The sequence below is a fragment of the Delftia sp. DS1230 genome, assembly GCF_040112715.1.
Taxonomy (GTDB): domain Bacteria; phylum Pseudomonadota; class Gammaproteobacteria; order Burkholderiales; family Burkholderiaceae_C; genus Comamonas; species Comamonas tsuruhatensis.
The window spans coordinates 5,885,436-5,908,215 of sequence record NZ_CP157763.1 but is presented as its reverse complement, the minus strand read 5'-3'; the positions used below and the strand labels follow the sequence as shown (position 1 = coordinate 5,908,215).

The 22,780-nt window shown below is 68.9% G+C and carries 25 protein-coding genes; 13 read left to right on the top strand and 12 right to left on the bottom strand.

All coding sequences use genetic code 11. The features are described 5' to 3' along the window. Nucleotides 1-14 precede the first annotated feature (14 nt). The gene (locus AAN986_RS26635) at nt 15-1,031 is read right to left on the bottom strand and encodes a tripartite tricarboxylate transporter substrate binding protein (RefSeq protein WP_047217855.1); all 1,017 of its coding nucleotides are present in this window, start codon (nt 1,029-1,031) and stop codon (nt 15-17) included. Nucleotides 1,032-1,131: 100 nt separating this feature from the next. On the opposite strand from AAN986_RS26635, the gene AAN986_RS26630 reads away from it, so the two are divergent. Then, a complete protein-coding gene (locus AAN986_RS26630) occupies nt 1,132-2,034 on the top strand; it encodes a LysR family transcriptional regulator (protein ID WP_047217856.1) in 903 nt (300 codons plus the stop codon). Between the two features lie 111 nt (nt 2,035-2,145). Continuing rightward, on the top strand, nt 2,146-2,616 hold the full coding sequence (locus AAN986_RS26625) for a peptidylprolyl isomerase (protein WP_034399899.1): 471 nt from the start codon (nt 2,146-2,148) through the stop codon (nt 2,614-2,616). An 87-nt stretch (nt 2,617-2,703) separates the two neighbouring features. On the opposite strand, the gene AAN986_RS26620 is transcribed toward AAN986_RS26625, so the two are convergent. Both AAN986_RS26620 and AAN986_RS26615 read right to left on the bottom strand, forming a co-directional pair. Next, the gene (locus AAN986_RS26620) at nt 2,704-3,549 is read right to left on the bottom strand and encodes a class III extradiol dioxygenase family protein (RefSeq protein WP_047217857.1); all 846 of its coding nucleotides are present in this window, start codon (nt 3,547-3,549) and stop codon (nt 2,704-2,706) included. A 47-nt stretch (nt 3,550-3,596) separates the two neighbouring features. Then, on the bottom strand, nt 3,597-3,938 hold the full coding sequence (locus AAN986_RS26615; RefSeq protein WP_047217858.1) for a protocatechuate 4,5-dioxygenase subunit alpha: 342 nt from the start codon (nt 3,936-3,938) through the stop codon (nt 3,597-3,599). 76 nt (nt 3,939-4,014) lie between these two features. On the opposite strand from AAN986_RS26615, the gene AAN986_RS26610 reads away from it, so the two are divergent. Then, nucleotides 4,015-5,034: a LysR family transcriptional regulator gene (locus AAN986_RS26610; protein WP_047217859.1), complete on the top strand. Its 1,020-nt coding sequence runs from the start codon at nt 4,015-4,017 to the stop codon at nt 5,032-5,034. Here AAN986_RS26610 and AAN986_RS26605 read toward each other — a convergent pair. Further along, the gene (locus AAN986_RS26605) at nt 4,936-5,817 is read right to left on the bottom strand and encodes a type 1 glutamine amidotransferase (RefSeq protein ID WP_012202849.1); all 882 of its coding nucleotides are present in this window, start codon (nt 5,815-5,817) and stop codon (nt 4,936-4,938) included. The genes AAN986_RS26610 and AAN986_RS26605 overlap by 99 nt on opposite strands. Before the next feature lie 371 nt (nt 5,818-6,188). Here AAN986_RS26605 and AAN986_RS26600 point away from each other — a divergent pair, with 371 nt between their 5' ends. Further along, complete coding sequence (locus AAN986_RS26600; protein WP_016449850.1) at nt 6,189-6,569, top strand: HPF/RaiA family ribosome-associated protein; 381 nt, start codon at nt 6,189-6,191, stop codon at nt 6,567-6,569. Between the two features lie 97 nt (nt 6,570-6,666). Here the strand turns inward: AAN986_RS26600 and AAN986_RS26595 are convergent, their stop codons facing one another. Further along, on the bottom strand, nt 6,667-7,605 hold the full coding sequence (locus AAN986_RS26595) for a pirin family protein (protein WP_047217929.1): 939 nt from the start codon (nt 7,603-7,605) through the stop codon (nt 6,667-6,669). A 191-nt stretch (nt 7,606-7,796) separates the two neighbouring features. On the opposite strand from AAN986_RS26595, the gene AAN986_RS26590 reads away from it, so the two are divergent. Then, complete coding sequence (locus AAN986_RS26590) at nt 7,797-8,093, top strand: hypothetical protein (protein ID WP_047217862.1); 297 nt, start codon at nt 7,797-7,799, stop codon at nt 8,091-8,093. Between the two features lie 82 nt (nt 8,094-8,175). On the opposite strand, the gene AAN986_RS26585 is transcribed toward AAN986_RS26590, so the two are convergent. Continuing rightward, nucleotides 8,176-8,586, bottom strand: a complete 411-nt coding sequence (locus AAN986_RS26585) for an OsmC family protein (RefSeq protein WP_047217863.1) — start codon at nt 8,584-8,586, stop codon at nt 8,176-8,178. A 57-nt stretch (nt 8,587-8,643) separates the two neighbouring features. Then, entirely contained in the window at nt 8,644-9,540 is an 897-nt protein-coding gene (locus AAN986_RS26580; RefSeq protein ID WP_017404645.1) for an MBL fold metallo-hydrolase, read from the bottom strand. Between the two features lie 81 nt (nt 9,541-9,621). On the opposite strand from AAN986_RS26580, the gene AAN986_RS26575 reads away from it, so the two are divergent. The 4 genes from AAN986_RS26575 (at nt 9,622) to AAN986_RS26560 (ending at nt 12,789) form a co-directional block, all read left to right on the top strand. Then, nucleotides 9,622-9,939: a metalloregulator ArsR/SmtB family transcription factor gene (locus AAN986_RS26575; RefSeq protein WP_047217864.1), complete on the top strand. Its 318-nt coding sequence runs from the start codon at nt 9,622-9,624 to the stop codon at nt 9,937-9,939. 25 nt (nt 9,940-9,964) lie between these two features. Further along, nucleotides 9,965-10,495 (top strand): rhodanese family protein, encoded by a 531-nt coding sequence (locus AAN986_RS26570; protein ID WP_017404647.1) that lies wholly within the window; start codon nt 9,965-9,967, stop codon nt 10,493-10,495. A 100-nt stretch (nt 10,496-10,595) separates the two neighbouring features. Next, the gene (locus AAN986_RS26565) at nt 10,596-11,978 is read left to right on the top strand and encodes an aminopeptidase P N-terminal domain-containing protein (protein ID WP_047217865.1); all 1,383 of its coding nucleotides are present in this window, start codon (nt 10,596-10,598) and stop codon (nt 11,976-11,978) included. Then, entirely contained in the window at nt 11,971-12,789 is an 819-nt protein-coding gene (locus AAN986_RS26560; RefSeq protein WP_047217866.1) for a hypothetical protein, read from the top strand. The genes AAN986_RS26565 and AAN986_RS26560 overlap by 8 nt, the downstream gene beginning before the upstream one ends. Before the next feature lie 39 nt (nt 12,790-12,828). Here AAN986_RS26560 and AAN986_RS26555 read toward each other — a convergent pair whose 3' ends face one another. Then, nucleotides 12,829-14,100 (bottom strand): TIGR03118 family protein, encoded by a 1,272-nt coding sequence (locus tag AAN986_RS26555; RefSeq protein WP_047217867.1) that lies wholly within the window; start codon nt 14,098-14,100, stop codon nt 12,829-12,831. A gap of 471 nt (nt 14,101-14,571) precedes the next feature. Between AAN986_RS26555 and pyk the strand changes: the two genes are divergently transcribed. Beyond that, nucleotides 14,572-16,008, top strand: a complete 1,437-nt coding sequence (gene pyk, locus AAN986_RS26550; protein ID WP_016449840.1) for a pyruvate kinase — start codon at nt 14,572-14,574, stop codon at nt 16,006-16,008. Nucleotides 16,009-16,147: 139 nt separating this feature from the next. On the opposite strand, the gene AAN986_RS26545 is transcribed toward pyk, so the two are convergent. Beyond that, nucleotides 16,148-16,732: a phosphatase PAP2 family protein gene (locus AAN986_RS26545; RefSeq protein WP_047217868.1), complete on the bottom strand. Its 585-nt coding sequence runs from the start codon at nt 16,730-16,732 to the stop codon at nt 16,148-16,150. A 12-nt stretch (nt 16,733-16,744) separates the two neighbouring features. Next, nucleotides 16,745-17,521, bottom strand: coding sequence for a phosphatase PAP2 family protein (locus AAN986_RS26540; protein ID WP_047217869.1), 777 nt, complete (start codon nt 17,519-17,521; stop codon nt 16,745-16,747). 93 nt (nt 17,522-17,614) lie between these two features. Here AAN986_RS26540 and AAN986_RS26535 point away from each other — a divergent pair, with 93 nt between their 5' ends. The 3 genes from AAN986_RS26535 (at nt 17,615) to fba (ending at nt 20,889) form a co-directional block, all read left to right on the top strand. Then, the gene (locus tag AAN986_RS26535) at nt 17,615-18,313 is read left to right on the top strand and encodes a response regulator transcription factor (protein ID WP_026062623.1); all 699 of its coding nucleotides are present in this window, start codon (nt 17,615-17,617) and stop codon (nt 18,311-18,313) included. Next, a complete protein-coding gene (locus AAN986_RS26530) occupies nt 18,310-19,695 on the top strand; it encodes a two-component sensor histidine kinase (protein ID WP_016449836.1) in 1,386 nt (461 codons plus the stop codon). The genes AAN986_RS26535 and AAN986_RS26530 overlap by 4 nt, the downstream gene beginning before the upstream one ends. A gap of 129 nt (nt 19,696-19,824) precedes the next feature. Beyond that, on the top strand, nt 19,825-20,889 hold the full coding sequence (fba, locus tag AAN986_RS26525; RefSeq protein ID WP_013804528.1) for a class II fructose-bisphosphate aldolase: 1,065 nt from the start codon (nt 19,825-19,827) through the stop codon (nt 20,887-20,889). Nucleotides 20,890-20,945: 56 nt separating this feature from the next. Here the strand turns inward: fba and AAN986_RS26520 are convergent, their stop codons facing one another. Beyond that, nucleotides 20,946-21,782, bottom strand: coding sequence for a sulfite exporter TauE/SafE family protein (locus tag AAN986_RS26520; RefSeq protein WP_047217870.1), 837 nt, complete (start codon nt 21,780-21,782; stop codon nt 20,946-20,948). Nucleotides 21,783-21,914: 132 nt separating this feature from the next. Continuing rightward, nucleotides 21,915-22,703, bottom strand: a complete 789-nt coding sequence (locus AAN986_RS26515) for a nucleotidyltransferase family protein (protein WP_017406322.1) — start codon at nt 22,701-22,703, stop codon at nt 21,915-21,917. Nucleotides 22,704-22,780: the final 77 nt, after the last annotated feature.

The window sequence follows — 22,780 nt, the reverse complement described above, 5'->3', positions numbered from 1 at the left end:
TGTCCTTGCCGGTCTCAGGCCGTGGCGCCCGAGGCCTTGATCACGGCGGCCCACTTGGCGCTCTCCACCTGGATGCGGGCCGCGTACTGCGCGCCATCGCCCAGCAGCGGCACGGCGCCCTCGATGCCCAGGCGCGACTGGAAGGATTCGGCAGACGCCACCTTGAGGACGTCGCGCCCCAGCGCGCGCACCGTCTCGGCAGGCGTGCCCCTGGGCGCGAGGATGCCGTAGGTCAGCGAGCTCTCGAAGTCGGCCAGCGCACGCACGCCGGACTCGGCCACCGTGGACACGTCGGGCAGCTGGGGCTGGCGTTTGGCGCCAGTCACGGCCAGGGCGCGCAGCTTGCCGGCCTTCACCAGGGCCATGGCCGCGGGAATCACGCCAAAGCTGAAGTCCACATTGCCGCCCACCAGGTCGGTCAGCGACGGGGCCGTGCCCTTGTACGGCACGTGGATGGCCTTGGCGCCCAGCGCGTGGGCGAACATCTCGCCCGTCAGGTGGCCGCCCGTGCCCGAGCCGCTGGAGGCGTAGTTCATCTCGCCGCTGCGCTTGCGCATCTGCTCGGCCAGGTCGGCCACGCTGCGCACGGGCGAGGAAGCCGGCACCACCAGCAGCAGGGCCGACGAGGCGAACATGGCCACCGGCTGCAGATCGGTGGCCGCATTGAACTTGAGGCCCGGGTACAGCGAGGGATTGATGGACACCGTGCCCGTATGGCCCAGCAGCCAGGTGCTGCCGTCGCCGGCCGCACGCACCACGGCTTCCGTGCCCAGGTTGCCGCCCGCGCCGGCCTTGTTCTCCACGATCATCCCGTAGCCGAAGGACTCGTTGAGGCCATGCGCCATCTGCCGCGCGAACACATCGTTGCCGCCGCCCGGCGCAAACGGCACCACCAGTCGGCTGCCGCGCTTTTGGGCCCAGGCCGGCAGCGCACAGGCGGCCAGTGCGGCGGCGGCGGTGGACAGCCACATCCGGCGCGGCAAAGAGGTCTGAGAGGCTTGAGCGGTTTGAGCGGTGGGCCGGGAATCCATGCGTCTGTCTCCTGAAATAGTCGTTGTCACGCAGTGTGGTGCAGCGCAGCCTGGGAAAACAGCAGTTGCATCTGCGTTGTGATTCAAGAAAATGTGTGAAATGGACGTGAGATACATACACAATTTCTTGAGAGTGGTGGACACCGGCTCCATGTCCGAGGCCGCTCGCCAGCTGGATCTGAGCCCCTCGGCCATTGCCCAGCAGATGCGCGTACTGGAAGGCGAGCTGGGTGCGCCGCTGCTGGTGCGCCATGGCCGCAGCGTGCGCGCCACCGAGGCGGGCGAGCGGCTGTTCGAGCGCGGCCGCCAGCTGCTGCAGGACTTCGAGGGCCTGCGCGAATGGGTGGCCTCGGATACAGACGGCGGCGAGCTGCGGCTGGGCACCGTGAACACGGCGCTGCACGGCTTTGTGCCCGCCGTGATGCGGGCCTTCGTGGCGCGCCACGCCGAGGTGCGCATCAGCGTGCGCGCCGGCCTCACGCCCGAGCTGTACACGGCCCTGGTCCAGTCCGAGCTGGACGTGCTGATCTGCCTGCAACCCTCGTTCGACCTGCCCAAGACCGTGTGCTGGGCCGAGCTGCGCCAGGAGCCATTGGTCGTGCTGTGCCGCGCCCGGGATGCGCAGCAGGACCCGCTGGCCCTGCTGCGCACCCGGCCCCTGGTGCGCTACGACCGCTCCCTGGCCGGTGGCCGGCTGGCCGACCGCTATCTGCGCTCCCAGGGCATTGCGCCGCTGGAGCGCATGGAGCTGAACTCGGTGCTGGCGGTGGCCATGATGGTGGACCAGGGGCTGGGCGTGGGCCTGGTGCCCGACATCGGCCCCGTGCTCTCCCAGGGCCGCGACGTGCGCGTGCTGGCGCTGCCCGAGCACGGCGCCGCAGCGGACGGCGCCGGCTCCCGCCCCGCCGATGCGCGCAAGGTGGGCCTGCTGTGGCTCAACACCTCGGCCCGCGCGCGCTGGGCGCGCAGCCTGCTCGAATGCGCGCGCGAGTGCCTGGCTTGAGGTTGGGCGGCCGGTGAACCCACGGCCGCGACGCTGGAATGCCCCAGGTCGCCGACAATGGCAGCTTTGCGCGGCGCGCCTTCTGCGCTGCGGTTTTCCAAGGCCTTTGCCATGAACATCACCAAAGACACCGCCGTCACCATCAACTACAAGATCACCGACAAGCTGGGCAAGCTGCTCGACAAGGGCGACGTGGCCTATCTGCACGGCGGCTACGACAACATCTTCGCCAAGGTGGAAGCCGCCCTGGACGGCAAGGCCGTGGGCGACACGCTGACCGTGGACCTGGCCGTGGAAGACGCCTTCGGCGCGCGCGACGAGAGCCTGACGCGCACCATTCCCAAGGGCGAGTTCCCGCCCGGCGTGAAGGTCGGCGGCCAGCTGCGCGGCACGGATGACCAGGGCCAGCCCCAGATCTACCACGTGGTCAAGATCAAGGGTCCCGTGGTGCTGCTGGACGGCAACCACCCGCTGGCCGGCATGGCGCTGCACTTTGCCTGCAAGGTCACCGAAGTGCGCGCGGCCAAGCCCGAGGAAATCGAGCACCGCCACGTGCACGGCGGCCACGGCCACCACCATTGAGAGGCAGGGCCGGGATACGCCCGGTCCGCACGGCCCCGCAAAGCACAAAGGCCGCCTGGCATGCCCGGCGGCCTTTGTGTTTTCCGACTAGCCCGCCTCCAGCGCCAGCAGCGCCGTGGCGGTGTTGGAGATCGGTATGTGGTAGTTGCCGTGCACGCGGCGCACGCCGGGCGCTGCGCTTGACAGGGCGCCGCGCATGGCCAGCCACATCAGCAGTTCCACGCCCTGGGTGCCGGTCTTTTCCACCAGTTCATGCACGCTGAACTGCGTGGCCCATTCGGGATTGGTGGCCATGCTTTCAAGGAACTGCAGGTCGAAGGCCTTGTTGATGAAGCCCGCGCGCTCGCCATCGAGCTGGTGCGACAGGCCCCCTGAGGCAATGACGGCCACGCGCTGGTCGCTGTTCCAGCGCGCGATGGCCCGGCCCACGGCCTGGCCCAGCGCATAGCAGCGGCGGGCCGAGGGCAGCGGGAACTGCACGGTATTGATGCACACCGGCACGACGGCCACCGGGCAGTCGCCCTCGGGCCAGAACAGCTTGAGCGGCAGCGTGCAGGCATGGTCCACCAGCATCTCCTGGCAGCTGACCACATCGAAGTCCTCGCCCACCAGGGAATCGATCAGGTGCCATGACAGCTCCGCGTGGCCGCGCAGCGGTGCCAGCGTGGGAATGCCCCAGCCTTCGTCGGCGTTGCAGTAGCGCTCGGCCGCGCCCACGGCGAAGGTGGGCATCTTGTCGAGGAAGAAGTTCAGGCCGTGGTCGTTGTAGAACACCACCACCACGTCGGGGCGCTGGGCGGCCAGCCATTCGCGGATGGGCGGGAAGCCGTCGAAGAAGGGCTTCCAGTACGGCTCGTTCTGCAGGCCCTTGTGGATGGCGTTGCCGATGGCGGGAATGTGCGAGGTGCCGAGGCCGCCGATGAGATGTGCCATGGTGGGTGTCTCCTGTACTGTGCCTTGCGTGTGGTCTGCGGCGGGGCTCAGGCGTGCGAGCGCAGCAGGGCCTGGAATTCGGCCTTGGTCATGCCGGTCTGCTGGGCGCCTATGTCCTGCATGTCCAGGTGGAAGATGCCGGCCAGCTTGGCCAGGTAGTAGGCGTTGCCGCCGGCCGCGATCATCTGCAGCACGTTGCGGGTGCGCACGGCATCGGCCTGCTCCTGGTTCAGTCCGTAGCTGCGCATATAGGCCTCTTCGTCGGCCAGGAAGGCCTGGCGGTTGGCCAGCTCGTTGAAGGAAAAGCACATGCTGTTGAGCGCATAGCCCTTGCGGGCCTGCCTGCCGTCGAACAGGGTGGTGCCGGGAATCTGCGGCTGATCGGCCATGTTTTGTCTCCGGTATTTGCGTTGGATCAGCGGCAGTGTCCGGCTCGCGTTGCCAAAGATAAAGCGGCGGCCAATCATGGAATGCATGAGACAAATCGATGGATCGCAGCTCGATGGCAGGCTGCTGCAACTGCTGCTGGCCGTGCTGGAGACCGGCAGCGTCACGGCGGCGGCGCAGCGCCTGGGCGTGACGCAATCGGCCGTCAGCCATCTGCTGGACAAGCTGCGCGCCATCACGGGCGACCGATTGTTCGTGCGGCAGGGGCGGGGCATTGCGCCCACGGCCCATGCACTGGCGCTGCAGGACCCTGCGCGCGAGCTGCTGAGGCAGATGCAGCAGTTCGGCCGGGGGCCCAGCTTTGACCCCGCGCACTGGCGTGCCGAGATCACCATTGCCGCCAACGACCTGCAGCGCGAGCTGCTGCTGCCCGCGCTGGTCCGGCGCCTGCGCTCAGCCGCGCCCCGGACGGTGCTGCGCGTGATCGACAGCGGCGCGCCCGATGCCGAACTGCTGCGCTCGGACGCCTGCCTGCTGGCCATCAGCCCGCGCCCGCCCGATGCCACGGACATCGTGCAAAAGCGCCTGTTCAGCGATGAGTACGCCGTCTTCTATGACAGCGCCGTGCGACAGCCGCCGGCCAGCCTGGCCGACTATCTGCAGGCCGACCACGCCACCGTGGCCTATGCCGACCGCCAGGCGCTGGACCTGGACCTGCAACTGCAGGCGCGCGGGCTGGAGCGCCGCTTTGCCGTGCGCGTGCCGGGCTTTGCGGCGCTGGCCGCCTTCGTGCGCGGCACGCCGCTGCTGGCGACGGCGCCATCGCTGCTGGGCCGCACGGCCCTGTCATCGCTGGCCAGCGTTGCGGTGCCCGTGGACTGCCCGCCGCTGCCCATGTTCATGATCTGGCACGCGCGCCACCAGGCCGATCCCGCCCATGCGTGGCTGCGCGGGCAGTTGCAGCAGGTGGTGGCGCAGGCGCTTGGCGGCGCCGGGCCGTCAATGCCTGCGAAGCAAGGCGCGGCGCAGCAGGCGCGCGGCGCGGTTGCGGATCTGGAAGGGGCTGTGGCTCACGGCCGGGCTCACGCGGGCGCGTGAGCAGGCGGCCAGGAAGTCGCGCAGCAGCACGCTGTCATCCAGCGTGCTGGTGTCCGGGTTGCGGAACTGGAATTCGGGGTGCCACTGCGTGGCCGCGATGTAGCTCTTGAGCGTGCCGGGCTTGCGGAAGATGGCCTCGGGGATGCGGTCGGGCAGGCTCCAGGCTTCGACATCGAACTCTGGCGCCACGTCCTTGATGCCCTGGTGGTGGATGCTGTTGACGCGTGCGCGGTCCAGCGTGGGATACAGCGCCTCCAGCCGGCTGCCGGGCACGATGGCGATGTCGTGGTAGTGGCGGTCGTACTCCGTGGGATTGCGGTGCAGCTGCGAGCCGGGCACCTGGGTCTCGATGTCCTGGTACAGCGTTCCGCCGAAGGCCACGTTGATCAGCTGCAGACCGCGGCAGACGCCGAAGATGGGCTTGCCGGCCTGGGAAAACGCCTCAACCACGGCCAGGTCGTAGAGGTCGCGCACGCGGTCGCCCAGCCATTCGGGGCGCATGGGTTCCTCGCCATAGCTGCCGGGCCAGACGTCGGCGCCGCCATGCATGACCACCCCATCCAGCCACTCGGCATAGTGCTCCAGCGTCACGTCGCCGCGTGCGGTCTCGCCTGTGGGGCAGGGCACCATCACCACCATGGCGCCGGCCGACATGATCCAGTGCGCTATCGATTGCTCCACGTACTGCAGCGTCTTGCCCGTGAAAAGCGGACGCTGCGGGTCCGCATGGGAGAAACAGGCCGAAAGGCCGATCTTGAGGCGGCGTGAGGCAAGTGGGCTCATGGGGTGGTGGGCAAGGGGAAAGTCCTGATGGTCACGTTGTAAGCCCAATCGTGCCTGCGCCCTGTAGGAAGGGGTTGAACGCCCGCGACCGGCGCAGGGCCATCACCGCAAATAGGTGTAGGTGAATGCAAGAGTTGTCTTGAGGCATCTCAAGCTTCTTCAGCGCGCTGAACCCGGCGTCGCCCCTCTGGGTGTAGCCTGTAGGCAGGGTGGGGACTGCGGATGCTGCAGTGCGAAAAACCTGACGACGCAGGGTGCGACTTGCTGTGCAGGCAGCCCGCATGGCGTTACGATGGTTTCGCCAGTTCATCAATGGCCCCGACAACCCCGCCGCGCCGGTGGTGCGGCTTTTGGCGACTAGGAGGATATGCATGCAAGTTCAGGTTCATGCCGACGATTCGATCCAGGGTGGCGAGTCCTTGGCGCAATGGGCGCAGGAAGAAATCAACGCCAAGCTGGCGAGATTGAAGGACTATGTGGTGCGCGTGGAGGTGTTCCTCACGGGTGTCGATGCGCTCAAGACCTCGGGGGCTCCCGGCAAGCGCTGCGTTCTGGAGACCCGGGCCAATGGACGCCCGCCGATCGCCGTGAACGCCGAGGCCGAGAAGGTCAAGGACGCCTTCAATGCCGCCATCGATAAGCTGAAGCGGGCGGTGGAAACCGATCTGGGCAAGCTCAAGGACAAGCATGGCCGCGAGAGCGTGCGCGGCGTGGAAGATGGCACCGAGGTGGATGCGGCCAGCCCGGCCTGACCCTCGAAACTCCCGCAACATCAACGGCAAGGCGCCCCTTTCGGGGCGCCTTTTTGCTGGGGCGGCGATCGCCGCGAAGGCTGCGGTACGGCGCGTTTCAGCGCGAGGCGCGCAGCACCACGCCGTCCAGCGAAGGCGCATGCAGCGGCGCCAGGGGCGAAGCCAGCGGCGGTCCGAAGCGGCGCGCCGCAGTGGCGGGCTGCCGGGTCTCGGCCTCCCACTGCGCGCGGGCCTCGGCGATTTCCTCTCCCGTGCGCGCCACGAAGTTCCACCACAGCAAGATGGCTTCATCCATGGGCTCGCCGCCAATGACCAGCAGGCGGCTGCCGGGCGCCGCTTCGATGGCGACCGAGGGCGTGCCCAGGGGCAGGTAGAGCAATTCCTCTACCGGCAGCGGCTGGCAATTCACGCGCACGTCGCCTTCCAGGCTGAGCACGGCATGCTCGAAATCGGCGCGCAGCGGCAACGTGGCGACGGCATTGGCGCTGCGTGCGCTGTCCGCATGCAGGTCCACGCTCATCAGGGGCGTGTGCACCTCGGCGGGCGACGTCAGGCCCAGCGCCTCGCCGGCCAGCACCGTGGCCGTGAAGTCCCCCACCGTGGTCCTGGGCAGCTCGGGGTAGTGCTGGAAGCGGGGCGGACCGTTGCGGTGCGATTCGGGCAGCGCAATCCACAGCTGGGCGGCGTGGATGTGCGAGGGCGTCTGGCTTTCCTCGGAATGGGCGATGCCGTGGCCTGCCGTCATCAGATTGACCTGTCCGGGCCGGATGATCTGGGTGTTGCCCAGGCTGTCGCGGTGCAGCACTTCGCCGCGGATCATCCAGGTGAAGGTCTGCAGGCCGATATGGGGATGCGGGCCGACCTGCATGCCGGGCGGCGCGGGATCGGCGGGGCCGGCGTGGTCGAGAAAGCACCAGGCACCGACCTTGCGCAGGGCGCGCTGCGGAATGGCGCGCTGGATGGGAATGCCGCCCACGTCGGCGGTGCGGGTGGGAAGGTGCTGGGGCTGGGAGTTGGGTGGGGACGTGTCGGACATGGGCGGATCGGCCTGGTTCGTGGGGGAGGCCACCAGTGTCGTGCAGCTCGGCGCAGCAGGCAAACCAGGATCGCAGATATTGGGCCTGTTCGCTGACAGCGCATTCTCAGGAACATTGTTTACATTCGAGGAACGGCCCGGCGCCCGTCCTTTTGGCGGGCGCCGGCCTCACTCTTACAGGAGAAAACGCCATGAATACATCCGTACAGACGCACGCCGAAGCCGCTGAAGAGGCGGTCCAGAGCGCCGTGGAAGTCCAGCGATTCCCCGAGAAATTTGAAGCCACGGTCACCGGCAATGTGCAGCATCGGGTAGGCGATGGCCAACTGGAAGACATTCCGCGTGGCACCCGTGTGCAGGTGGCCACGGCCATCGGAAGCTATGTGCTGTCCTGGACCCAGGACGAGCAGCCGATCACCGTGTCGCTGGCCAAGCGCGAGTTCGAGCTCTATGTCGATACCGCGGAGATCGAGGTCAGCCAAGCCTGACGCCGGCCATGTCCCCATCCACTCCCAAAAGCCCTGCGGCCTGACAGCTGCAGGGCTTTTTGCATGGTGGCCCGGCCCGCGCTCAGGCCGGCAGCTGCAGCGCGGTCTGGATGTGCACCTCGCCGGCCAGCAGCTTGTGCACGGGGCAGGCCTCGGCCACCTGCAGCAGGCGCTGGCGCTGCTCGTCGTCCAGCTCGCCTTGCAGCGTGATCTGGCGTTCGATCAGGTTGCCGCTGGCGGGCGTGCCTTCGGGGTTCAGGCGCAGTTGCACGTCCACCTGCTCCAGCTTCCACTGCTTGCGCGCCGCGTACATCTGCAGCGTGACCGTGGTGCAGGCGCCCAGGGCCGACAGCAGCAGTTGCAGCGGGTTGGGCGCCGTGTCGCCGCCGCCCTTGTCCGCGGGCTCGTCCACGTGCCAGCGGTGTCCTTGGGGGTCTGCGAGCGTGACGCGATAGGGGGTGTCCGTGCTGGTGGCATGGGCGCTGTGGATCATGGAAGGTCCTTTGTCCTGGGGGTGTCGCAAGAGGGGTGGCGGAGCCAACGGACGACTCTACGCCTGCTTCGCGTCCGCTGCCTGGGGCCGATGCTTCATGCGCAGCGGAATTTTGAGGTAGTGCACGCCGTTGGCCTCGGCCTCGGGCCAATGGCCTGCGTGCATGTTGACCTGGATGGCGGGCAGCAGCAGGGCGGGCGCCGACAGCGTGGCGTCGCGCCGGTTGCGCATGGCCACGAAGCTGGCCTCGTCCACGCCCGCGTGCACATGCACGTTGCCGGCACGTTGGTCGGCCACGGTGGTTTCCCAGGCGTGGCGGTCGCGGCCCGGCGCCTTGTAGTCATGGCACATGAACAGGCGTGTTGCGGGCGGCAGGGCCAGCAGGCGCTGGATGGAGCGGAACAGCGTGCGCGCATCGCCGCCCGGAAAGTCGGCGCGCGCCGTGCCGTAGTCGGGCATGAACAGCGTATCGCCCACGAAGACCGCATCCTCGATGCGGTAGGACACGCAGGCGGGCGTATGGCCGGGCGTGTGCAGCACCTCGATGCGCAGCCCGCCCAGGGGCAGGCTGTCGCCGTCTGCCAGCAGTCGGTCGAAAGGCGGCTCCCCGGCGGGCGCGGGCAGGTTGAAGACGGGGCGGAAGATGCGCTGCACCTCGCGGATGTGCTCGCCCACGGCGATCGGGGCGCCCGTGCGCTCGCGCAGGTACGGGGCCGCGCTGAGGTGGTCGGCATGCGCATGGGTTTCCAGGATCCAGCGCAGGCGCAGGCCCTGGGCCTGCGCGGCGGCCAGCACGGCATCGGCCGAGCCGGTGTGGGCCTGGCCGCTGGCATGGTCGTAGTCGAGCACGGGGTCGATGGCGGCGGCCTCGCCCGTGTTCGCATCCCAGACCAGGTAGGTCACGGTATGGGTGGCTTCGTCGAAGAATGGCGCGATGCGCAGCGGCGAGGTCATGAAAGCACTCCTTTGTCGATGGCTCCAGTGCAGCCTGCCGGCAAGTATATTAGAATTTGCTAAATTAGATTTTTCTTAATCATGAACCAACCCATCCTCTCCTCCGAACAGGCTTTCCTGCAGCAGGGTGCGGCGCGCGCCGCCGCCCTGCTGCGCGCCGTGGGCAACGAGAGGCGCCTGCTGGTGCTGTGCCTGCTGATCGAGCATGGCGAGCTGTCGGTGGGCGGGCTGCTGGAGCGCATCCCGCTGAGCCAGTCGGCCCTGTCCCAGCATCTGGCGCGCATGCGCGATGAGGGCCTGGTCGCCTACCGCCGCGAGTCGCAGACCCTGTACTACCGCATCGCCGATCCCGATGCGCAAAAGCTGGTGGCGGCACTCAAGAGCATCTTCTGTCCCTGAAAACCCCCACCCCAGGAGTCGTCCCATGTCCCTTCCCCTCATCTCGGCCCAGGCCGCCCGCCAGTTGCAGGCGCAAGGCGCCTGGCTCATCGACATCCGCGCGCCCGACGAACATGCGCGCGAACGCATGGCAGGCGCCCGCAGCATGCCCATGGAGCGCCTGGGCGCCCAGGCCTGGGGCGATGCGCCTGCCGCCGTGGTCTTTCACTGCCGCTCCGGCAACCGCACGCGGCTCAACGCCCAGGCCCTGGCGGCTGCCTTGCCGCCCGGCTGTGCCGGCCATGTGCTCGACGGCGGCCTGGACGCCTGGAAGGCCGAAGGCCTGCCCGTGCTGCACGACAGCCGCCAGCCGCTGGAGCTGCAGCGCCAGGTGCAACTGGGTGCGGGCGGGCTGGCTCTGCTGGGCGCCGTGCTCGGTGCCACGGTTTCACCGTGGTGGCACCTGCTTTCGGCCTTCGTGGGCTGCGGTCTGATCGTGGCGGGTGCCACCGGCTTTTGCGGACTGGCGCGCATGCTGATGAAGGCGCCCTGGAATCGGCGCGCCCTGGGGCAGTGACGGTGTCTGCGCTGAAGTCCACCTGACGCCGGCCGGCTGCCCCCCTCCTTCCCCTGTTCCGGGGACTGTGGAGAACCCCGGACGGCAGTACGATAGCTGTATGACATCTGTTTATGCCCAACGCCGCGCACGCTTGGCCGCCCAGTTGGGCGCCGGCGGCATCGCCATCATTCCCACCGCTCCCGAGCGCCAGCGCAACCGGGACACCGGCTATCTGTACCGCCACGACAGCTATTTCTATTACCTGACCGGCTTTGCCGAGCCCAATGCCTGCCTGGTACTGGCCGCCGACGGCACCAGCGTGCTGTTCTGCCAGCCCAAGGACCTGGAGCGCGAAATCTGGGACGGCATCCGCCTGGGCCCCGAGGCCGCCGTGGCCACGCTGGGCGTGAGCCAGGCGTTCTCCAGCGCCGAAATCGATACGCGCCTGCCCCGCCTGCTGGAGAACCGGGGCCGCCTCTGGTATCCGTTCGCCACGCATGAAGGCCTGGCCGTGCGCGTGGAAGGCTGGCTGGGCCAGGTGCGCGCGCGCGTGCGCTTCGGCGCGCTGTGCCCGGCCGAGCAGGGCGACCTGTGCACGCTGCTGGACGAGATGCGCCTGGTCAAGGACGCGCATGAACAGGACATCATGCGCCGCGCCGCCGCCATCAGTGCCCAGGCCCATATCCGCGCCATGCAGCGCTCGGCGCGCATGCTGCGCGCAGGCCAGGAAGTGCGTGAATACCACCTGGATGCCGAGCTGCTGCATGAATTCCGCCAGCAGGGCTCGCAGTACGTGGCCTACGGCTCCATCGTGGCCGCCGGCGCCAATGCCTGCGTGCTGCACTACCAGGCCGACAAGGCCCCCGTGCGCGCGGGCGAACTGGTGCTGATCGACGCCGGCTGCGAGCTCGACGGCTACGCCAGCGACATCACGCGCACCTTCCCCGCCGATGGCCGCTTCACCGGCCCGCAGCGCGCGCTCTACGAGCTGGTGCTGGAAAGCCAGAAGGCTGCCGTGGCGGCCACGCGGGCCGGCGCGCGCTTCAACGATCCGCACGACGCCACCGTGGCCGTGCTGGCGCAGGGCATGCTGGATCTGGGCCTGCTGGACAAAAAGGTCTATGGCAATGCCCAGGACGTGATCGAGCAGCGCGCCTTCTTCCAGTTCTACATGCACCGCACCGGCCACTGGCTGGGCATGGACGTGCATGACTGCGGCAGCTATGTGGAGCCTTCGGAGCTGGGCCAGTCGCACGAGCGCAAGGACCCGCTGTCGGGCGAGACCATCACCAACCGCCCCAGCCGCATCCTGCGTCCGGGAATGTGCACCACCATCGAGCCGGGCATCTACGTGCGCCCTGCGGCCGGCGTGCCCGAGCAGTTCCACAACATCGGCATCCGCATCGAGGACGATGCCATCGTCACCGAGACCGGCTGCGAGCTGATCACGCGCGGCGTGCCCGTGGAGCCCGACGAGATAGAAGCCTTGATGCGTGACTGACAACGCCAGCCTGCCCACCACCGGCCCCGTGTCCACTCTCATGCCCGCCCCATCGGCCTATGCCGCACCCGCACTGCCCCGGCTGAGCTGGCGCATCTTCACGGTGCTCTGGCTGCTGGGGCTGCCCGGCGTGGCGGCCATGGCCTGGTTCGTGCTGCCCGACTGGATGCGCATGCTGGGCCTGCCCGTGGAGCCGCTGGCCACGCCGCTCACCGGCATCGGCGTGATGGCCGCGCTGCTGGCCCTGCCCGTGGGCGTGGGCGTGTGGCTGGGGCCGCGGCTGGGCCTGTCCGCACCGCTGCTGACCACCTGGGTGGCCGGGCGTTCGCCCCAGCGCGCCGTGCGCTATCTCACGCTGCCGGGGCTGGCCGGGGGCGTGGTCGGCGCGGCCTGGCTGGTGACCCTGGCCCTGGCCTGGCCCGACGACCTGACCCTGATCGACCCCGTCTACGCCATGCCGCTGGGCGCCAAGATGCTGTACGCGGGCATCACGGCCGAGCTGGTGATGCGGCTGGGCGGCATGACGCTGGTGATGTGGCTGCTGTGGCGGCTGAGCGGGCGCACAGACCGCCGCCCGGGATGGACGCTGGGCTGGTGGTCCGTCATGCTGTCGGCCCTGCTGTGGGGCATGCTGCAGCTGGCCCTGGCCTGGAGCACCTGGGGCGGCCTGTCGGACGCGCTGGTGCTGCAGTTGCTGCTGTTCGAGGTCGTCCACGGCGCCGTGGGCGGCTTCCTGTTCTGGCGCTATGGCCTGGAGGCGGCCATGGTGGCCCATGCCATCACCTACCTGCTCTCGCACGGGCTGGTGTGAGGCCTGGCGTCTGCGCACTGACACCGCCAGGATGAAGCGTCACAGAAGCCTCAGCGAGCCGAACAGGCCCTCGGTTTCGTCCTCGGGGCCGGCGGCGAAGTAGAGCGCGTCGCTGTCGCCCAGGGCCACGCCGTTGCCGAACTGCAGGGCCCACAGGCCGGGGATGGCCACGGGGCGGTCCTGCGCGTCGCGCAGATCGTCCACATAGCGGCCCGTGGACAGGTCGAAGGCACAGATGCGGCCTGCTCCCCCGAAGTTGCCGACCAGCAGGTGCCCCGCCAGTGCGCCGAAGCCGTCAGGAGCGATGGCCACGCCCCAGGGCGCATTCAGGCGTCCATCGTCCTCATACATGCGCAGCAGGCGGCCGTCGAGGTCGAACTCGGCCAGCCTGCCGCGCGCAGGCCGGTTGCCGCTGGCCGCTTCTGCGGCTGCGTCCAGCGCATCCTCCTCGCCGGCATGGAACGCCAGGGGATCGTCCGGGTCGGGCTGGCTGATCGCATAGAGCACGAACACGCGGTCGCGGCGGCCGTCGTTGACGACCTGGATGTTGAAGGGCACCGGATCACCGGGCCGGGCCTCGCCTGCCGCGCCTGATGCGAACGGGTTGGCGAAGCCCTGGGTGGGCACCAGTTGCCACTGCGCGTCCAGCGTGCGGATCTGGGGCCGGGCGCCGAAGTCGGCCATCCACACGCGGTCCCATCGGCCCGTGTGGATGGCGGCCCCGAAGAAAGCCATGCCCTGGTCGGCGCCATTGAATATTTCCACCGCAGGGCCGTCCACCCGGACGATGGCGCCTGTCTGCGCATCGCGCTCCGTCCAGGCGCTGACGCTGCCGCTGTCGGTCACGAAGACGAAGCGGGCCGAGCCCTCGAGCAGGCGTCCGGCGGCAGGCTGCTGCCGGACCCGCAGCAGCTGCGAGTCCAGGGGCGCACCGTTGTAGACCACGCCGGTGACTTTGCCGGCACTGTCATCGCCGGTCAGGGCATCGGAGCGCGGAACGGCCACTTCGCGCAGGCCGTCCTGGTGCAGGGCGCGCATCCCGGGATCGGCCGAGCGAGCCACGTCACCGATGAACTGCCAGGACGTGCCCCCGCCGCCAATCCAGAAATGGCCTCCCGCGCCGGCCGGGCGGATGGCGATGCCCCAGCCGTTGACGAAGCCGGGCTGCGTGAAGCGCGCGCCGTAGCGCGCATGGCTGGCGAGCAGGGGAGTCTGGACATAGCGGTTGGCGGCAACATCGCCACCCGCGCCGCAGGCGGTCAGCGCCGGGGAGGCCAGGGTGGTCAGAACAAAGCGTCTGCGGTCAAGCATGGTGGATTTCCTGGTGGCATGGCAAAGCTGTGGATGGACTGGCTGAGCATGCGAAACCAAGGGGAACCGTATGTTCTGGCTGCGGCCTGCGGGCCGGGTGGACCACAGGAATATGAAGGCGATGCTAGGAAGCAGGGGCGGGCCGCGTCAATGTGGACCAGTCTGATTCTGTGGTGTCCTGCGGTGCGGTGCAGCAGGCATTGCGAACGCGGCGGGCAAAACTGCTTTCACAGGAGGCCGGCATGGCACAGCGCCTTTGCCGGGAATGCTGCCGTGCAGCATCAAAAGCAATAGCGGCAAAGGCAGTGCACCGCAGTGTTCGGCGATGGCAACGGCATCCGGCCGCCCCCTTGCGCAGGCTCAGGACGCGGGGTCTTCAGGCCCGCACCGCATGCCGGAATGTTGCCTTCATGTAACCGCATTCGTGTGAGAATTGAAACCCGATTACAAACCCTGAGCGAGAGACATTCCATGCAAGTGAGCCGTGCCACCAAGATCGTCGCCACCCTGGGCCCCGCTTCCAGCGACCCGCAACTGCTGGAACAGATGGTGCGCGAAGGCGTCAACGTGGTGCGCCTGAATTTCAGCCACGGCAAGGCGCAGGACCACATCGACCGCGCCACCATGGTGCGCGAGGCGGCCCAGCGCGCAGGCCGCGAGGTGGCCATCATGGCCGACCTGCAGGGCCCCAAGATCCGCGTCGGCAAGTTCGCCGAAGGCAAGGTCATGCTGGAGCCCGGCGCGCGCTTCGTGCTCGACGCATCGCGCACCGAGCCCGGCGACATCAACGGCGTGGGCCTGGACTACAAGGAACTGCCGCGCGACGTGAAGCCCGGCGACGTGCTGCTGCTCAACGACGGCCTGATCGTGCTCACCGTGGACCATGTGCGCGGCGACGAGGTGCACACCACCGTCAAGCTCGGCGGCGAACTGTCCAACAACAAGGGCATCAACAAGCAGGGCGGCGGCCTGACGGCCCCGGCGCTGACGGCCAAGGACATGGAGGACATCAAGACCGCCATGAGCTTCCAGGCCGACTACGTGGCCGTGAGCTTTCCCAAGAACGCCACCGACATGGAAATGGCGCGCCAGCTGTGCAACGTGGCTGCGGCCCAGTACGGCCACAAGCCCGGCCTGATCGCCAAGATCGAGCGCGCCGAGGCCATTCCGCGCCTGGAAGAGATCCTGCATGTCTCCGACGGCATCATGGTGGCGCGCGGCGACCTGGCCGTGGAAGTGGGCAACGCGGCCGTGCCCGCGCTGCAAAAGAAGATGATCCGCATGGCGCGCGACATGGACAAGTTCGTGATCACCGCCACGCAGATGATGGAAAGCATGATCACCAACCCCGTGCCCACGCGCGCCGAGGTCAGCGACGTGGCCAACGCCGTGCTGGACGGCACAGACGCCGTCATGCTCAGCGCCGAGACCGCCGCCGGCAGGTACCCGCTGGAGACCGTGCAGGAAATGGCCAAGATCTGCGCCGCCGCGGAAGCGGCCGAAGACCCGGACAGCGATGCCGAGTTCACCGGCCGCCAGTTCTCGCGCATCGACCAGTCGATCGCCATCGGCGCGCTGTTCACGGCCCACCACCTGGGCGCCAAGGCCATCGTCGCCATGACGGACAGCGGCTCCACCGCGCTGTGGATGAGCCGCCACCGCATCCACATCCCCATCTACGCGCTCACGCCCAAGATCTCCACGCAGCGCAAGATGGCCATGTACCGCAATGTGCGCCCCCTGCTCATGGACACCAGCGCCGACCGCGACACCGCGCTGGACCAGGCCGAAGGCCATCTGCGCGCGCGCAACATCGTGCAAAGCGGCGATGTCTACGCCATCACCTGCGGCGAGCCCATGGGCCAGCCCGGTGGCACGAACATGCTGAAGATATGTCGTGTGAACTAACCCCCTGAGGCGCTTCGCGCCTTCCCCCTCTCGCTACGCGGGGGGGACGACACCCTCGCGGCGGGTCGGCCCTTGCTCGGTGTCCCTCGTTCTGGGGAGCGCCAGTTTTATGTGCGGTGCGCTATGCCTTCGCCATGGTCTATCGGGGCCTGCCTGAGTGGGTTCGTGCGTTGTAGGGCAGCAGGTTGGGCATGACGGGAAGGCGGCGCCACAGCGCAGCATGCCAGACCAGGGTGGCGCTGCAGATGCCCACGATGGCACCGCCGACCACATCGGACGGGAAGTGCACGCCCAGGTGCACGCGGCTCCAGCCCATGCCCAGGGCCAGCGACCAGGCGGACACCATGACCCAACGGCGGTGGCGCGTGCAGCCCAGGGTCAGCGCCTGGGCCAGGGCAAAGGCGCCCGTGGCGTGCATGCTCGGGAAGCTGGACCGCAGCGCGTGTTCCACCCATTGCACGCCCATGCCCAGCTGGGCAGGACGCGGCGCCGGGAAGCCCCAGCGGATCAGCCGCGCCACGGCCCAGGCGGCCAGCATGGACAGCAGGGCCAGCACCAGGGTGCGGCGCAGGGCGGGCGAGCCGCGCAGCAGCCCGGCCATCACGGGAAGGGCGCACAGCGAGGGAAGCCAGGACGAGATGGCGCGCGCCGCCTCGATCGAGATGGCGGGCGTTTGCGCGTTGGCGTTCAGCAGCGTGAACAGGGCGGGGTCCAGGGGCAGCATTGCAATGCTCGATCAGGGTGCGGAAGGCGGAAGGCTGGCGGCGGGCCACAGGGAGTCGGGCGCGCTGTCCCGGGTGCGCAGCGCACGCGTGACCGCCAGGTCGAAGAGCCAGCCCGCCGTCCAGCACAGCCAGCCGGTCCACAGCGTGTGGCTCATGAAATGGGCGCCGCGCATCTGCTGGGCCAGGCCCATCGACAGGCCTGCGGCCAGCGAGACGGCCAGCCAGATCCAGGCTGCGCGGGGTGCATGGCGGCGCAGCGCGAAATAGCCGGCCAGAAAGGCGAAGCCTGCAGAGGCATGGCCTGCGGGAAAGCAGCGGCCCGGCCCGCCGTCGGCCAGGCCCAGCGACCAGTGCGAGACATGGCGCGCCACGCCGCCGAACTCGGCCAGGTCCCAGGGGCAGCTGGTCGCGCTGGTGTACTTGAGCAGCGAGATCAGGGCCAGCGACAGCAAGATGCCCGCCACCAGCTGCACGCGCCGCCCGTGAGGCAGCAGGCGCAGCGGGCCGATGGGCCGCCAGACGCACAGCGTCAGGCCCAGCACCACCAGCCAGGCCAGGCGGCGTGCGCTTTCGTGGGCGATGTTCACGAAGAACCAGTCCGAACGCAGCGCAAAGCCATCGGCGTCGCCAAACCAGCGGGCCATGGCCAGGTCCAGGGCGCTGGCATCCCAGGCCAGGACCACGGCCAGGGCCGCCAGGGTCCACAGCAGGGTGCTTTTGAAGGAGGGGCCCTGCGCAGGGGCGGCGGAAAAATCTCGGGGTTCAGGTGTCGGCATGGCCGGCAGCATGAGAAGCGCGGCTTAAACCCGTCTTAACGCATGCCCCGGCGTGCGGCCATCGTCTGGCGCCGCAGCCGGCAGCGGCCATTGCACAATGCGCGCATGCGAATACTGGTCGTCGAAGACAATGCGGGCATTGCCGCAGGCCTGCAGGCCAATCTGCAACAGCGCCGCTATGCGGTCGACGTCTGCTCCACCGTGGCCGATGCCTGGCATGCGCTGGAGATGGAGCGCTTCGACGCCGTGCTGCTGGACCTGGGCCTGCCCGACGGCGATGGCAGCGAAATCCTGCGCCGCCTGCGGAGCCCGCGCCGCCCGGGTGGCGACAGCCACGCCCTGCCGGACCCCAACACGCCCGTGCTCATCCTCACCGCGCGCGACCAGGTGCGCGAGCGCATCGCCGGGCTGGACCTGGGTGCCGACGATTACCTGGTCAAGCCCTTCGACATCGACGAGCTGGAGGCGCGGCTGCGCGCCATGCTGCGCCGCGCAGGAGGCCAGGCGGCACCCGTGATCCGCCATGGCGAGCTGGAGGTCGACCCGGCCGCGCGCACCGTGCGCCGCGACGGAAAGCTGGTGGAAATGTCGCCGCGCGAGTTCTCCGTGCTCTGGGTGCTGCTGCAGGCGCGCGGGCGCGTGCTCTCGCGCCAGCAGATCGAGGAACATCTCTACAGCTGGGGCACGGCCGTGGAAAGCAATGCCGTCGAGGTCCATATCCACCACCTGCGCAAGAAACTGGGCAATGCCAGCATCGTCACCATGCGCGGCGTGGGCTACTTTCTTCCTGCGGAGAACCCATGAGCACCGCGCAGCAGCGCCGCCCCTCGCTGATCTGGCATCTGATGGCCTGGATGCTGGGCGCGCTGGTCGTGGTCTGGGCCAGCTTCGTGGCGCTGGGCTACCAGACCGGCGTGCACGAGGCCGACGAGCTCACCGACGGCCACCTGGCCGGCGTCGCTGCGCTGGTGCTCAACCTGGAAGTCGCAGGCGCCGTAGGCCAGGGAGCAGCCACGCCCGTGCATGAGCCCCCCGGCCTGATGGCCCACGACTACCAGCAGTCGCTGAGCGTGGCCCTGTGGGATGGCGCGGGGCGGCTGATCTCGCGCACGGGCGATGCGCCCGAGCCCGCCTTCGACACCGAGCAGGGCTTTGCCACCCTGCGCCTGGGTCCCGAGCATCGGGCCTGGCGCAGCTTCACCCAATGGAGCCGCGACCATGCACGCAAGGTCAGCGTGATGATCGAGCTGCAGGAGCGCGACGAACTGGCCGACGACATCGCGGGCCAGATGATCGAGCCGGGCCTGTGGCTTTTGCCTGTGGTCGCGCTGGCGCTGGGGCTGGCCATTCGACGCGGCATGCGGCCGCTCAACGAACTCTCGCGCGAGGTCGAGCGCCTGGACCTGGCCCAGGCCGAGCGCGTTTCGCACCGCCACGCGCTGCGGGAATTCATGCCCGTGGTGAACTCCATCAACACCTTGCTGGACCGCCAGCAGGAGGCGCTGGAGCGCGAGCGCAGCCTGGCCAACGAAGTGGCCCATGAACTGCGCACGCCGCTGGCCTCCATCGCCTTGCAGGCGCGTGCCCTGGGCGATGCGCCGGCCGGCGCCATGGATGCCCCGGCCCAGCGCGCCGCGCTGGCGCGCATAGGCCAGGACGCGCTGCACGCCGGCCATGTGCTCAGCCAACTGCTGGCACTGGCGCGCGCAGGACGCGCCATGCTGGCCGACCCGCCCGTGCCCGTGGACCTGGCCGCGCTGGCCCGTCAGGTGGTGGCCGCCCATGCGCAGGCGGCCTGGCAGCGCGGCTGCAGCCTGTCCGTGCAGGCGCCTGAGGCACTGGGCGTGATGGGCAATGCCGTGCTGCTGGAGCTGGCGCTGCGCAACCTGGTGGAAAACGCCCTCAAGCACACACCGCACGGCACGCAGATCGAGGTGCAGGCCGGGCAGGGGCCGGATGGCGAGGTCTGGCTGCAGGTCTGCGATGACGGCCGCCGTAGCGACGGCCGCCGTGACGGCGCAGAGCGCGCGGCAGCGCCCGTGGACAGCCTGCACCTGGGCCACGAGATCGTGGCGCGCGTGCTGCGCGCCCACCAGGGAAGCTTTGGCGAGGCCGCGCCGCCCGAAGGCTTCACGACCTGCTACCGCATGGGAATGCCCGGGACAGGGTTGGCGGCAGCTGGTTAAAATCGCCAGTTACCAAGCGGTTACTGCCGCGATCCCCCGGCCGCAGCCCCGCAGCGAACCCATGACGCAGCGGCGGCCGCCTTGCGGCAGGGGCATCCCCCTCTCAACAACTTGATACGGACCCTACACATGCCTCTCGTTTCGATGCGCGAACTGCTGGACCACGCTGCCGAAAACGGCTACGGTCTTCCCGCCTTCAACGTCAACAACCTGGAGCAGGTGCAAGCCGTGATGTCGGCCGCCGACGAAGTGGGCGCGCCCGTCATCCTGCAGGCCAGCGCAGGCGCCCGCAAGTACGCCGGCGAGCCCTTCATCAAGCACCTGATCCAGGCCGCCGCCGAGCAGTATCCCCACATCCCCCTGGTCATGCACCAGGACCACGGCACCTCGCCCGCCATCTGCCAGGGCGCGCTGAACCTGGGCTTCGGCTCGGTGATGATGGACGGCTCGCTGATGGAAGACGGCAAGACGCCTTCCTCCTTCGAATACAACGTGGACGTGACCCGCAAGGTCGTGGAAATGGCCCACAAGCTGGGCGCCACCGTCGAAGGTGAACTCGGCTGCCTGGGCTCGCTGGAAACCGGCATGGCCGGCGAGGAAGACGGCGTGGGTGCCGAAGGCGTGCTCGACCACTCGGCCCTGCTGACCGACCCCGAGGAAGCGGCCCAGTTCGTCAAGGCCACGCAGCTGGACGCGCTGGCCATTGCCATCGGCACCAGCCACGGCGCCTACAAGTTCACGCGCAAGCCCACGGGCGACATCCTGTCCATCCAGCGCGTCAAGGAAATCCACGCGCGCCTGCCCAACACCCACCTGGTCATGCACGGCTCCTCCTCCGTGCCCCAGGAACTGCTGGAAATCATCCGCCAGTACGGCGGCGCCATGAAGGAAACCTACGGCGTGCCCGTCGAGGAAATCCAGGAAGCCATCAAGCACGGCGTGCGCAAGATCAACATCGACACCGACATCCGCCTGGCGATGACCGGCGCCGTGCGCAAGTTCCTGGCCGAGAACCCCGAGAAGTTCGATGCCCGCGAATGGCTCAAGCCCGCCCGCGAAGCCGCCAAGCAGATCTGCAAGGCCCGCTACATCGAGTTCGGCTGCGAAGGCCAGGGTGCCAAGATCAAGGGCTACACGCTGGAGCAGATGGCCGCCAAGTACGCTGCCGGATCGCTGCAGCAGGTCGTGAACTGATCGGTTCCTTCCCCTTCAAAAAAGCCCGCCGGTCCGCCCGGCGGGCTTTTTTGTTGTCAGCGCGGCGCGGGGGCCGCAGCCTGGGACCGCTGGGGCACGGCCATGGCCATCTCGTCATCGGGCACCACGGGCTGGGGGTGGCTGGCGTTCCAGCCCGACACCAGCAGGCTGGTGCCCGACAGCACCAGCAGCAGGCAGACCATCCATTCGACCAGCCGCTTGGGCAGGGCGGGCGGATGGCGCATGTGCAGCCAGGTCACCACCGTCACCACGGGAAAGGCCAGGACTGCGGCCAGCAGCACGCTGGCGGTGATCTCGCCCTCCCAGGCCACCATCACCAGGCGCAGCAGCGCGCAGGTAAGGAACATGGCAAACAGGCACTGGCGCACCACCAGGCGGTCCAGCGGCTGGCGGTACAGGTGGTAGACCATGGGCGGGCCTGGCGTGGCAAACAGCCCGCCCAGCAGCCCCGAGGCCACACCGGCCACCCACAGCGACACCGGCCCCGACACCTGCGCGTTGACCTGCTTTTGCAGCAACAGCAACAGCGCGCAGGCCACGATGGCCAGGCCCAGCAGCATGCGCAGCCCGCTCAGCGCATTGCCGCTGAGCCACTGCAGCAGCAGCACGCCGCCGATCACGCCGATGACGCTGCTGATCAGCATGGGCTTGAGCAGGGACCACTGCGGCACCTGGCGGTGGGCGCGCAGGTAGGCCACGCCGTTGACCACGGACAGCAGGCAGGCCACGTTGGCCGCATCGCCAATGCCCATCAGGTGCGTGGCACCGGCCACGCCCACGAAGATCAGCCCGAAGGCAAAGCCCGTCAGGTTCTGGCAAAACGTGGCCAGGCCCACCAGGGCCAGGAACATCACATACTGGATCACACTCATCGAAACGCTTTCTGGCGCGCCGCTGCGCCGAACCGGCGACGCTAACACGGAGCGCCTTCGCCTGCCCGGGCGCCGAAGTCACCAGCGGGCGCCCCAGGCCAACGTGCCAGGCCGGCGTGTCAGTCCGACGTCTCAGGCGGCTGGCGTGTTGAGCCGCTGCAGCCGCTCGGGTGTGCCCACGTCGGTCCAGCGCCCGGTATACAGGCTGGCGCTCACCTGGCCGGCGGCCATCGCCCGGCGCAGCAGCGCCACCAGCGGCACGCGCCAACCGTCGGGGTTGCCGGGCGGGATGTCGCACCAGGGCGCGGCAAACAGCTCGGCGCGCAGCAGCGCAATGGTGCCGTAGGTCTGGCGCGGGCGGGCATCGCCCTCGGGCCAGTCGCAGGCCAGGCCCAGTTCGTCCACGCCGAAGTCGCCACGCCGATGGTGCTCGGGGTTGGGCACCAGCCACAGATGGGCCAGCCGTCCGCTGGCGGCAAATTCGCGGGCCGCCTCGAACGGGAAATCGAAGTCGGGCGCGTAGACATCGCCGGCCGCCAGCCAGAACACCGTGTCCAGAAGCGGCAGCGCGCGCGCAATGCCTCCTGCGGTCTCCAGCGCCTGCTCGGGCTCGGGGGAATAGGCCAGATGCAGCGGCTCGCCACCTGTGTCGGGCGCGAAGCGCGCCCCGAAGCGCGCGGGAATCTGCTCGCCCAGCCAGCCCGTGTTGACCACGGCGCGGCGCACGCCGGCCTGCGCAAGGGCCTGCAGGTGGTGCTGCAGCAGTGGCTGGCCCTGCACCTGCAGCAGCGGCTTGGGGCAGGTGTCGGTCAGCGGCCGCATGCGCTCGCCACGGCCTGCGGCCAGCAGCATGGCCGGTGGCTGCTCGGTGAGGAAAAGCGCCTTGGCGGCGGGGAACGGCTGGATGGGCGAGGCGGTCATGGAGCGCAACTGTAGACCATTGCCAGCGGCCATTGCCCCGCGCGCGGGAGCCGAAAACCCGCGTCCTTTAAAATAGC